This window comes from Pseudorhodoplanes sp. (genome assembly GCF_046289595.1).
GTDB lineage: Bacteria > Pseudomonadota > Alphaproteobacteria > Rhizobiales > Xanthobacteraceae > Pseudorhodoplanes.
Map to the genome: position 1 here is coordinate 22,557 of NZ_JBKBVB010000040.1, position 12,127 is coordinate 34,683.

A 12,127-nucleotide genomic window follows, 5' to 3' on the forward strand; every position below is an offset into this window, starting at 1 on the left:
CCTGCAAGGTGCGCTCCCGGACGGGAGCTGAATCCTTTAGCCCAGTGCTGCACGATTTGCATCGGCTTCGCGCGGCACCCGATCATAGCCGACATGGCCGGCTGAAAAGAAACGGGGCCCGGACGACCGGGCCCCGCTGTGTTTGACGCCGTCTTGAAGAGGCTTAGTCCTTTTCCTGCAGCACGGTGCGACCGCGGGGCTTGCGGATTTCGTCGACGAAGGCCTGCATTTCCTTCGACGGCTCCCTGGTCATCAGGCTCACGATGTAGATCAGCGCGAAGCCGACCGGCATGCCGATCAGACCCGCGGCGATATTCGTGATGCCGAACCAGCCGACCTTGCTGGCCAGCGGGTGGGACAGGGCAACCCAAGTATCCATCGCGTTCGGAGCCGCCATCGCCTTGGCCATGTCCGCGATCAGCGGAGCGCCGGCCGGATTGGTCAGCGACGACATTCCGAAATACGCCACGCCGTAGCCCGGGAAGTAGCGGGTGACGACGAGGTAGAACAGCGCGATGCCGAAGCCGCCGATGATGCCGACAATGGCACCTGCGGTTGTTGCCCGCTTCCACCAGATGCCCATCACCAGCGCCGGGAAGTTACCGGCCATGGCCAGCGAGAACGCCCATCCGACCATCGCCAGGATGTCGCCCGGTCTGGTCGAGGCAGTCGCCGCGGCCGCGACCGCCACGATCAGCAGCAGGATACGGGCGATCATCAGCCGGCGCACCGTCGGCGCGTTCGGATCGATCATCTTGTAGTAGATGTCGTGCGACAGCGCATTGGCGATGGCGAGCAGCAGACCGTCCGCGGTCGAGAGCGCGGCGGCGAGACCGCCGGCTGCGACCAGGCCCGAGATCACGTACGGAAGACCCGCGATTTCCGGGGTCGACAGCACGATCACGTCGGTATTGATCGTGAAGTCCTGCAGACGCACGACTTCGGTCCCAGCGGCTTTACAGGCGTCGATCACGGCCTGCAGGCTGGCGGCATTCTTGCCGCAGAGCTGGATCAGGCCGAGTTCGCCCCAGGTAAACATCCAGGGCCGAATGTCAGCGACGTTGCGGCCGATGATGTTGGTGTAGACCTCCAGCTTCGAGAACGCCGCATAGGCCGGCGCCGAGAAGTACAGGAGGAAGATGAAGAACAGCGACCAGGCCACCGACTGACGGGCTTCACGCACCGACGGGGTGGTGAAGTAGCGCATCAGGATGTGCGGCAGCGACGCCGTACCAACCATCATGCAGAGGATGATGGCGAAGAAGTTGAGCGGCGTGTAGGTCGACCATGGAGCGGTATGGACCTTGAGGTTCGCCGCCGTCGCCAGACCCTGCTGCAGCATCTGGCCTTCGCGTGCCGCGATGTCCGCGAGCGCCTGACCATAGGTCAGCTGCGGAACCGGGATGCCGAACTTCATCGTCGACAGAATCACGATCGGGGTCAGATAGGCCACGATCAGCACGATGTACTGGGCGATCTGCGTCCAGGTCACCGCCCGCATGCCGCCGAGCATCGAGCAGAGCAGGATGCCGACGAGGCCCACAAACACCGCGATTTCGAACGACATGCCGAGGAAGCGCGAGGCGATGATGCCGGTTCCGAAAATCTGCGCCGTCACATAGGTGAAGGAGCAGCAGAACAGCACAATCACCGCCAGGAAGCGGGCGAAGTTGCCGCCGAAGCGGAACGACATGAAGTCAGGAACCGTGTAGGCGCCGAATTTGCGCAGATACGGCCCGACCAGCACCGACACCAGCACGTAGCCGCCGGTCCAGCCCAGCACCCAGGCCAGCCCGTCATAACCGAGCAGGAACAGCGTGCCGGCCATGCCGACGAAGGACGCCGCCGACATCCAGTCCGCGCCGGTCGCCATGCCGTTATAGAAGGCCGGAACGCGCCGGCCGGCGACGTAATATTCGGAAACCTGCGCCGTGCGCGACAGCACGCCGATGATGGCGTAGACCGCGATGGTGAAGAAGACGAACAGGTAGCCGAGAATCTTGTTCGGGACGCCGACCACTTCGAGCAGCGCCAGGAACAGAACGAAAACAAGGAAGCCGCCGGCATAGAAGCCGTAAATCTTGCCGAGATTTCTGATGAAATCATCGGCCTTTGAGGTCTGAGTGCTCATTGCCGATCTCCTCAGTCGTCCTCGGCAACGCCGAATTCACGATCGATGTTGTCCTGCTGTCTTGCGAACATGAACAGCTGGACCACGAATGCGATCAGCGAGCCTTGCGCGGCCATGTAGAAGCCGAGCGGGAATCCGGCGATGACGATCTTGTTCAGCGCAGGCGCGAATAGGTGAATGACATAGCCAAAGAAGAACCAGATCCCGAGATGGATCCACATCAGGTTGGTTGTCTTCTTCCAGTGCGCTTCGTCATTGGCAGACGTCGAAGACGTCGGAGTCTGCTGTGATGACATGGGTCGGATGCCCTCCCTCTTTGTCACCGGAAACGCGTGCGTCCGGTGACGCCAACCAAAAAGGGAGGAGCCGGTTCTCCGGCTTGTCTGCGGCACCTCCCCGAATTGCCGCTGTCCGACATGCGATCTTGTCGCCGCGTTATCGGATCGATACGAAAAATTAACATTGGGAAGCGGGTCGGTCTTATAAGACTTTCGGCCAAAATCGGGCTTTTACCCGTTTGGCTTGCTAGTCTTTGGTCGAATGACGTGGGTGGGCAAAAGCCTTCGCAAATGCGAGACCGAGATTTGCGTTGCAGCGAAATCGAGCGATCGCGGATCGGAGTGTGAGTGGGATGGGCTTGTTCGATTTTCTGCGCCGCCGCAAACCGGCCATTGAGACGCCGGAGCAGCTGGCCAATTTCATCGACGATCAGGCCGCCTTTCTGGTGCAGAAGGGCATCTACGACTATGCGCGTGCGCGATCGGGTCCATATTCCAAAGTCATGCTTGCCGATGAAGGCTTCCAGTCCGCGCTGAATCGGTCGCGCTGGAGGGCCTATCCGCTCGGCCTTGCCATGATGGGAGAGTTGGTGGAGGGCCTGCTCGCACCGCATACCGGGGGCGACCGCCGCATCGCGCTGGATCCGTTGATCGCCCTCGTCCTGACGGTATTCGATCGCTATCCGCGCCCTGAAGGGCTGACGGACGAGGAATGGCAGGCGGCCCGCGATGATCTCGCGCTGCATATGGACCGGCTGTCGCTGCATCCGCCCAAGCGCGCCAACGATATTCCCGTGCCGTTTGCCGACCGGTATTTCGAAATGATGCCCTACGACAAGCCGTTTCTCACCCCCGACGCGCCGACCGCGCGCGGCTTCATGCAGCTCCACCTGATCAAGATCAAGGATGAGCTGGAAGAACGGATGGATGTGGAAGAGGTAATGAGGGCGCTGCGCGGCGAAGCCTGAATATTTCCGCGGGGGTGGGGGAGCGACACATGGCGTCAGTCACCAATGCCACACCCCTTATAGCGCTTGATGCTGTGGTCATCGATACCGAGACCACGGGCCTCGATCCGCGCAAGGCGCGTGTCATCGAAGTCGCGGCGATCAGGATTGTCGCCGGACGTATCGAATCCGCTCAGTCCGTGCGCCGCCTGATCAATCCGCAGGAACCGATCCCGCCGGCATCCACCGCCATTCACGGCATCGACGCAGACGCGGTCGCCAGTGCTCCTGACTTTGCGCAAGTCTGGCCGGACATTTCCGCCTTTCTCGGCTCGTCCGTGGTGATCGGGCATACGGTGGGGTTCGATCTTGCCGTGCTGCAGCGCGAATGCGAGCGCGCAGGCTTGCACTGGAAGCGGCCGCGTGCGCTGGACACGCAACATCTGGCCCAGGTGGTCGAACCGCGGCTTGGCGGCTATTCGCTTGAGCAGCTTGCGCAATGGCTCGGCGTTGCAGTCGAAGGCCGGCATTCCGCACTGGGTGACGCGCTGACCACGGCGCGCATTTTTGAGGCGCTGATCCCGAAATTGCGCGAAGGCGGCATCCGCACCTTCGCCGAGGCCTGGCAGGCGTGCCGGGCGCTGACCGATGTCATGGACAAGCAGCATCGCGCCGGCTGGGTCACGCCGGATATGCGAAGCGATCTCGCCGCGGCGGAGCGCTCGTTTGCGCGTATTGACAGTTACCCTTACCGGCACCGCGTATGCGAGGTGATGAGCAAGCCGCCGCGTGTGATTTCGGAGAGCGCGACGCTGGGCGACGCCTTGACGAAGATGATCGGCGAAAAGATCTCCTCATTGTTTGTCGTCCCCTCCGAATACGCTTCAGTTAGCGTGGCGGCATCGGAGGCGGCGATCATCACAGAGCGCGACATCCTGCGTGCGATCGCGGCCGAGGGCGAGGGGGCGCTCAACCGCGTGCTCGCACAATTCGCCAGCAAGCCGCTGGCGGTGATTCCGGCCGAAGCATTCGTCTACCGCGCGATCGGCCGGATGAGCCGGCTGAAGATTCGTCATCTCGGTGTCACCGATGAAGCCGGCAACCTGGTCGGCGCGCTGTCGGCGCGCGATCTGTTGCGGCTGCGCGCGGGCGAGGCGGTTTCGCTCGGCGACGAGATCGACCAGGCCATGGATGCCGGGGCACTCGGCCGGGCCTGGGCCAAGCTGCCGCATGTCGCGGCCTCGCTGATGGCGGAAAGCGTGCCGGCGCGCGAAATCGCCGCGATCATATCGCGCGAGCTTGGCGCGTTGACCCGGCAGGCCGCGGTGATCGCCGAAGCACGCATGCAGGATGCGGGGCTGGGCGCACCGCCCTGCGCTTATGCGATGACGGTGCTCGGTTCGGGCGGGCGCGGCGAGAGCCTCCTCGCCATGGATCAGGACAATGCGCTGGTGTTCGAGCGCGGCGAGGCGGGCGGTCCGGAGGACCAATGGTTCGCGACGCTCGGCCAGCACGTTGCCGACATTCTGAACGACGTCGGCGTGCCGTATTGCAAAGGCGGGGTAATGGCGAGCAATGCGCAATGGCGCGGCTCGGTGGCGACCTGGCACCAGCGGATCTCCGAGTGGATCGGCCGCTCGCGGCCGCAGGATCTGCTCGCGGTCGATATTTTCTTTGACATGCGCGGGGTTCACGGCGCGCTGTCGCTTGCCGATGCGCTGTGGCGTTACGGCTTCGAGGCGGCAAACGGGAGGGTCGAATTCGCAAAGCTTCTGGCCGACGCCTCCGGTTCGGTCGACAATGTGCTCGGCTTGTTCGGCGGCTTTCGCACCAGCCACGGCCGCGTCGATCTGAAACGCGCGGGTCTGTTCGGCATCGTCTCGACGGCGCGGGTGCTGGCGATCCGCCACCATGTGGTGGAGCGTGCAACCCCTTCGCGTCTTCTCGGCGTGCGCGCGCTGAACCTCGGCGGCGATGCCGATATCGACGCGCTGATCGAGGCGCATGCTACTTTTCTGGAATTCATCCTGTCGCAGCAGCTCGACGACATTCATCAGGGCCGCGCGCCGGCCAATACGGTTGCGGTGAAGCGGCTATCGGCGCGCGACCGCGAGCGGTTGCAGACTGCGTTGCAGGCGGTGAAGCATCTCGACGAGTTCACCCGGCAATTGCTTTTCCGGCATTAAGCAAGGCCGGTCCGGAGCCGATCGCGGTGGCGCCTATACCTTGAAGCGCGGATCGAGAAAGTCCCGTAACGAGTCGCCGAACAGGTTGAACGCGAAGACCGCGAGTGAAATGGCGGCGCCCGGGAACAGGATCATCCATGGCGCCTCGCGGTAGAAGTCGGCGGCGTTGCCCGACAGCATCAGCCCCCAGGCTGCGGTGGGTTCTGCAACGCCCAGTCCGAGGAACGACAGCGACGCCTCGGCGAGGATCGCCTGCGCAATGAAGGCGGTCAGCATGATCAGATAGGGCGCGACCACGTTGGGGGCCATGTGCCGGAAGATGATCCGCGAGTTGGAATAGCCGGCCGCGCGCGCGGCGTCGACATAAGGCATGACGCGCACGCCGAGAGCGGCCGCGCGCACCACGCGGGCGACGCGCGGGATGATCGGGATCGCGATAGCGATGATCAGGTTCACGTCGACGCCGCCGATCACGAATTTGCGGAGCGCGGCCACGACCACGAGCGCCAGCACGATCAGCGGGAAAGCGAGGAGGACGTCCATCACCCGCTGAATCCAGTTGTCGATGCGCCCGCCGAAATAGGCGGACGCGACGCCGAGGATCGCGCCGATGGTCGAACCGAGGAACGAGGAGGTGAAGCCGATCACGAGCGCGGTGCGCGACCCGTAGATCAGGCGCGAGCAGATGTCGCGGCCATAGGCGTCGGTGCCGCACCAATGCTCCCAGGACGGTGCGGCGAGGATCGAGGCAAAGTCGATCTCGAGCGGATCGTAGGGCGCGACCCATGGCGAGAATATGCCCGCAAACATCATCGCCACGATGATGACGAAGCTGATTGCTCCGAGCGGCTGCTGCTTGCAGAACTCGATGGCGGGATTGGGGCCGCGGCGCAGGGCTTCGCGTGGGGCTTCGGCTGCGATCGTCATGAGTCGTAACGGATCCTGGGATCGAACACGGCGTAGAGCAGGTCGATGATCAGATTGACGAACACGTAAAAGGCCGCGATCAGCATCACCATGCCCTGAATCAGCATGAAGTCGTTGCGCGCGACGCTCTGTACGAAGAGCTGCCCGATGCCGTTGAGGTTGAACACCTGCTCGGTGACGACAAGGCCGCCGATCAGAAAGGTGAATTCCAGCCCGATCACGGTGATGGCCGGGAGCAGCGCGTTGCGCAGGGCGTGACGCGAGATCACGAGGCGCTCATAGACCCCCTTGGCCCGGGCAGTACGGATATAGTCCTCGTTGAGGACTTCGAGCAGCGACGACCGGATCATGCGCGCCACCACCGCGCAATAGCGGTAGCCGACCGCCATGGCGGGCCAGATCAGCTGCGTGAAATTGGCCCAAGGGTCGACATAGAACGGGGTGAAGGTGATCGGCGGCAGCCAGTTGAAGAAGGCCAGCAGGCTCAGCATGATCAGCATGCCGAACCAGAAGGACGGAATCGACAATCCGCCGATGGTCAGGATGCGCACGAGATAATCGATCCAGGTGTCGCGAAACAGCGCCGCCAGCGTGCCCATCGGTATCGCCAGCAGCACCGCGATGATCGTCGCCATCAGCGCGACCTGAAGCGACAATTCCAGCCGGAGCGAAATCTCCTCCATCACCGGCCGCTCGGTCCACATCGAGATGCCGAAGTCGCCCCTGACCATATTGACCATCCACTCGCCGAACTGGGTGAGCAATGGGCGGTCGAGGCCGAGTCGCTTGCGTTCGGCCTCCACCACTTCCTGGGTGACGTTGCCGCCGTCGCCACGCAGCTTCACTTCGACGATGTCGCCAGGGACGACGCGCAGCATGAAGAAGACCAGCACCGCCACGCCGAGCAGCGTCGGGATCATCATGAGCACGCGGTTTACGGTGTAGCGGAGCATCGGTCAGTTTTCCGGTAGAAGCGTCCCCTCTCCCCCCGGCGTGGGAGAGGGGACGAGCGGGCTTCAGGTATTCAGCCAGACGCCCTCGAGCTGGGCGCCGAGATTGTGGCTCGGCGACATCTGCCATCCCATCAGTGTCTTGTGTGTCAGCACGATCCGGTGCCACCAGAACAGCGGCTGCTGATAGGCCTGTTCGAACAGCCGTTTCTCCAGTGCGCGGATATGAGCCTTGCGCTTCTCGATGTCGCGTTCGCGCAGTTGCAGTTCGTAGAGCTTGTCGATCTCGGGATCGTTGGCGCGCGACATGTTGAGCGGGTTCTTGTCGCGCGACAGGAACTTGGTCATCGACAGCGTTGGGTCGTCGTTGAACAGGTTCGAGAAGTCGATCGCCACCTCATAATTGCCGCTGTTCAAGGCGGCGATGTAGGGCGCGGTGTCGGACTGCTTGTGCTCGACGGTGACGCCGATCTGACGCCACTGATCGACCAGGAAGATTCCGGCAGGCGTATAGGGCATCGCCAGGTTGCGATTCCAGAGAACGAATTTCAGGTTCTCGTGGCCCGCTTCCTTGAGCAGCTTGCGTGCTTCCTCGCGGGACTTCTTGATGTCCTTCGAGAAACCGGGAAGCTTGACCAATTCGGCCTCCGGCGTCGCCAGCGGCGCGCCCGGCCGGACCACGCCGCCTACCGAGCGCAGCGTGGAAATGCGCGACAAACCCTGGCTGCCGCCCCAGCGGTCGATCGCCATCAGCAGGGCGCGGCGGACGCGCACATCGTCGAATGGCGGCTTCTCGACGTTGAAGCAGACCAGCAGATTGAGCGTCCAGCTCGACTCCTCGACCCGAAGCTTGTCGCCCATTGCAGCGACCAGGCGGTCGCGCTCCGCCGGCGAGACGCCGCGGAATTCACCGAGCACCTGCCCGCCCTGCAGGGCGTTCAGCATGGCCGCAGCCTGAAGGGTAAAGATGCCGCGGAACGTATCGAGATAGGGCAGGTCGGGCTTGAAGTAATTTTCGTTGCGCTTGCCGGAAACGTGGCTGCCCTTGACGTGTTCGACGAAGGTGAACGGCCCGGTGCCGTTGATCTTGGTGCGCGGCAGCGCCGGATTTTCCGCGAGATCCTTGGCCGAATAGATGACGTTCCACGGGCTTGCGAAATGGTCGATCATCGAGGAGTTCGGCGCCTTCATCTTGAAGATCACAGTATTGGCGTCCGGGGTTTCGATGGTGTCGATATCGGCGAAGGTCGCGCGCCTGTTAGAGACGACGCCCTGCGGCGGATTGCGCAGGCGGTCGTAGGTCGCTTTCACGTCGGCCGAACTGAAGGCGGTGCCGTCATGGAATTTGACGTTTGGCTTCAGCTTGAACGTATAGGTCATTTGATCCGGCGCAACCTCCCAGGAGGCGGCAAGGTCGCCCTCGACCTCGGGGAATTTCGCAAGATTGTAGCGCAGCAGTGTCGAATAGAATGGCGCCACAAGATGCAGCGTTGCGTAGGTATCGCTGGCATGCGGGTCGTAATGCGGCGCCTCGGCGCTGATCGCGAAATTCAGATTGCCGCCACGCTTGGCTTTCTCGGCCTGGGCATAGGCGCGCGTGAAATCGAAATTCAGTCCGCCAAGTCCTCCGCCAAGTCCGAGCGCGAGCGCTCCTGCGGAGCCTTTCAGGGCGGTGCGGCGTGATATCTTCATGGTGTTTCTCTCCCTTGTATGGTCTTTTGTTCTGACGCTTTGGTTTCTTCTTAGAGTGTCAGGCGTTCTCACACCTTGATGCAAGCGGCAAAGTGACCCGGGCGCTTCTCCTCCAGCGGCGGCACCAGCTGCCGGCATTCGTCGCTTGCCATCGGGCAGCGGGTATTGAACACGCAGCCTGATGGCGGCGAGAGATGGGAGGGCAGTTCGCCCTTGATCAAGCGCGGCTCTCTCCCCTTCTCGATGGTCGGGTCGGGGACCGGCGCGGCGTCGAGCAGAACCTTGGTGTAGGGATGCAGCGGCTCGTTGTAGATTGTATCGCGGTCGGCGACTTCCATCACCTTGCCGAAATACATCACCACCACGCGCATCGAGATATGCCGCACCACGGCAAGATCGTGTGCGATGAACAGATAGGCGAGGCCGAGCCGGCGCTGCAGGTCTTCCAGGAGATTGATGATCTGCCCCTGGATCGACACGTCGAGCGCCGACACCGCCTCGTCGCAGACGATGAAGGACGGCTCCATCGCCAGCGCCCGCGCGATGCCGACCCGCTGGCGCTGTCCGCCGGAAAGCTGGTGCGGATAGCGCGCGGCCATTTCCGGACGCAAGCCCACCTGTTCGAGCAGTTGTGCGACGCGGCCGTCCTGCGCCTTGCGGTCCGGCACGAGCTTGTAGACATGCAGCGGCTCGCCGATGATCTGACCGACCGTCATGCGCGGATTGAGCGACGAATAGGGATCCTGGAAGATGACCTGGATCTTGCGCCGTACCGCCTTCATGTCGGATGCCGAGGCGGCTCTCAGATCGCGGCCCTCGAACGTGATCTCGCCGCCGGTCGGCTCTTCCAGCCGCAGGATCAGGCGGCCGACCGTGGTCTTGCCGCAGCCGGATTCGCCGACCAGGCCCAGGGTTTCGCCGGGATAGATGTCGAAGTTGACATCCTGCACCGCTCTGACCGTGCCGCTTGCATTCCGCAGGCCGCCGCGCACTTCAAAATGCTTCACGAGATTGCGGACCGAAAGAAGCGGCGTGCCGCTCTTGCTCTGTGTCCGCTGCGAGCCGGCCGCCGCCGCGGCCCAGACGATTTTTCCGTCTGCGATCTCCTGATGCCGGTGGCAGCGCGACAGGCCGCCGGTATCGGTGCGCAGCAGGCCGGGCTCGGTCTCGCAGATTGCGATCCGGTACGGGCAGCGCGGTGCGAAGCGACAGCCGGGCGGCGGCGCTGCGGCATTCGGCGGCAAGCCCTCGATGGTTTCGAGCTTGGCGCCGCGTGGCCGGTCGAGCCGTGGCACCGAGCGCAGCAGTCCCATCGAATAGGGATGGCGCGGCCGGTGGAACACGTCGTCGGCGTCGCCTTCCTCGACCAGGCGCGACGCGTACATGACGATCACCCGGTCGGCATAGCGCGCCACCACGCCGAGGTTATGCGTGATGACGATCAGCGCGATATTCAGCTTGCGCGACAGATCCTTCATCAGTTCGAGGATCTGCGCCTGGATGGTCACGTCGAGCGCGGTGGTCGGCTCGTCGGCGATGATCAGCTTGGGATTGCAGGCCAGCCCGATCGCGATCATGACGCGCTGGCGCATGCCGCCGGAAAATTGATGCGGATATTGTGCGAGCCGGCGCGCCGGATCGGGGATGCCGACAAGGCCGAGCAATTCGATCGCGCGGGCCTCGGCCTGTTCGGCATTCATGCCGAGATGGATGCGGAGCGGCTCGGTGATCTGCAATCCGATGGTCAGGATCGGATTGAGCGAGGTCATCGGCTCCTGGAAGATCATTGAAATATCGCGGCCGCGAATCTCGCGCATCTCTTCGTCGGAAAGGTCGAGCAGGTTGCGCCCCTGGAAAATGACCCGCCCCTTGGGAATGCGCCCGGTCAGCTTCGGCAGCAGCCGCATGATCGACAGCGCCGAGACCGATTTGCCCGACCCGGATTCGCCGACGATCGCGACCACCTCGCCGGGGTCGATATGGAACGACAGACCCTCCACCGCGCGGACCACCCCGCGCGAGGTCTGGAACTGCACATGGAGGTCGTCGACCTCAAGAAGGGGGGAGGCCGGCGCAACACCGGCCCGCTCCCGCGTCTCCACCCGCTGTTCGATGGTACCCACCGATTATTCTTTATTATCCTGAACTCAGCCTATAGCTGATCCAGTGTGGAAGGGCCACCGTGAAAAGCGGGCCGACATGCGCGGAAATCTGCTAAAGGTGCGTTGCACTGCGGAAGGCGCGCAGGGTTTGGAGAGATTTCGGACTTGGCAATGAATGGCGCGTTTTTTGGCGACTTGCTGCAGACAATTTCGGACCGCGGACGCGCGCTTCTGACGCGGCGCACAAACGCCGTCACGCGCTCCGCCGACTTCGTGGTTCTGTGCGAGGATCTGTTATCGGGGCGCGGCGAGGCCTCGGGCGTAGCGCTCGCCCGGGAAATCCTGAACCGCTACGCCGAGTTGACGATCGGCCCGCGCATCGCATTTTTCGAGGCGCTGGCGCATCAATTTGGCCCCGACCGCGCCCGCATGGAAAAGGCGATTGCGGCGTGGCAGGCCAACCCGACCGACACCACCGCTTCCGAACTGCATCAGGCCGCCGAACCGCGGCGTCAGGAATTGTTCCGCAGGCTCAACCTGGCGCCCGGCGGCACCGCGGCGCTTGTCCGCATGCGCGAGCAATTGCTGGACGCGCTGGCGCACCGCAAGGATCTCGCCGTTGTGGATGCCGACTTCGTGCATCTGTTTTCGTCATGGTTCAACCGCGGCTTTCTGGTGCTGCGCGACATCGACTGGTCGACACCGGCCAATATTCTGGAGAAGATCATCAAGCACGAGGCGGTCCACAAAATTCGCAGCTGGGACGATCTGCGCCGCAGGATCGACCCGGACGACCGCTGCTGCTTCGCCTTCTTCCATCCGGCGCTGAACGACGAACCGTTGATCTTTGTCGAGGTGGCGCTCACCGCAGGGATTCCTGGGGCGATTGCCCCGATCCTTGCCGAGAACCGGGA

Annotated in this window: 9 protein-coding genes; 3 read left to right on the forward strand and 6 right to left on the reverse strand. The window is 63.2% G+C overall.

Annotated features, from left to right (window positions below; translation table 11 throughout):
- Positions 1 to 163 precede the first annotated feature (163 nt).
- Both ACK41X_RS10685 and ACK41X_RS10690 read right to left on the reverse strand, forming a co-directional pair.
- On the reverse strand, positions 164 to 2,131 hold the full coding sequence (locus ACK41X_RS10685) for a sodium:solute symporter family protein (RefSeq protein WP_409722489.1): 1,968 nt from the start codon (positions 2,129 to 2,131) through the stop codon (positions 164 to 166).
- Positions 2,132 to 2,142: 11 nt separating this feature from the next.
- Positions 2,143 to 2,427: a DUF4212 domain-containing protein gene (locus ACK41X_RS10690; protein WP_409722492.1), complete on the reverse strand. Its 285-nt coding sequence runs from the start codon at positions 2,425 to 2,427 to the stop codon at positions 2,143 to 2,145.
- A gap of 335 nt (positions 2,428 to 2,762) precedes the next feature.
- Between ACK41X_RS10690 and ACK41X_RS10695 the strand changes: the two genes are divergently transcribed.
- Positions 2,763 to 3,377: a hypothetical protein gene (locus ACK41X_RS10695; RefSeq protein ID WP_409722495.1), complete on the forward strand. Its 615-nt coding sequence runs from the start codon at positions 2,763 to 2,765 to the stop codon at positions 3,375 to 3,377.
- Positions 3,378 to 3,406: 29 nt separating this feature from the next.
- Positions 3,407 to 5,542 carry a DUF294 nucleotidyltransferase-like domain-containing protein gene (locus ACK41X_RS10700; protein WP_409722498.1) on the forward strand — a complete coding sequence of 712 codons (2,136 nt, stop codon included), beginning with the start codon at positions 3,407 to 3,409 and terminating at the stop codon, positions 5,540 to 5,542.
- Between the two features lie 33 nt (positions 5,543 to 5,575).
- Here ACK41X_RS10700 and ACK41X_RS10705 read toward each other — a convergent pair whose 3' ends face one another.
- The 4 genes from ACK41X_RS10705 to ACK41X_RS10720 form a co-directional block, all read right to left on the reverse strand.
- Positions 5,576 to 6,469 (reverse strand): ABC transporter permease, encoded by an 894-nt coding sequence (locus ACK41X_RS10705; protein WP_409722501.1) that lies wholly within the window; start codon positions 6,467 to 6,469, stop codon positions 5,576 to 5,578.
- Positions 6,466 to 7,422 carry an ABC transporter permease gene (locus tag ACK41X_RS10710; protein ID WP_409722504.1) on the reverse strand — a complete coding sequence of 319 codons (957 nt, stop codon included), beginning with the start codon at positions 7,420 to 7,422 and terminating at the stop codon, positions 6,466 to 6,468. Before ACK41X_RS10710 ends, ACK41X_RS10705 begins: the two co-directional genes overlap by 4 nt.
- 63 nt (positions 7,423 to 7,485) lie before the next feature.
- Positions 7,486 to 9,111: an ABC transporter substrate-binding protein gene (locus ACK41X_RS10715; RefSeq protein ID WP_409722507.1), complete on the reverse strand. Its 1,626-nt coding sequence runs from the start codon at positions 9,109 to 9,111 to the stop codon at positions 7,486 to 7,488.
- A gap of 68 nt (positions 9,112 to 9,179) precedes the next feature.
- A complete protein-coding gene (locus ACK41X_RS10720) occupies positions 9,180 to 11,234 on the reverse strand; it encodes a dipeptide ABC transporter ATP-binding protein (protein WP_409722510.1) in 2,055 nt (684 codons plus the stop codon).
- Positions 11,235 to 11,384: 150 nt separating this feature from the next.
- Between ACK41X_RS10720 and ACK41X_RS10725 the strand changes: the two genes are divergently transcribed.
- The coding region (locus ACK41X_RS10725) for a malonyl-CoA decarboxylase domain-containing protein (protein ID WP_409722513.1) at positions 11,385 to 12,127 on the forward strand (743 nt) is incomplete at its 3' end.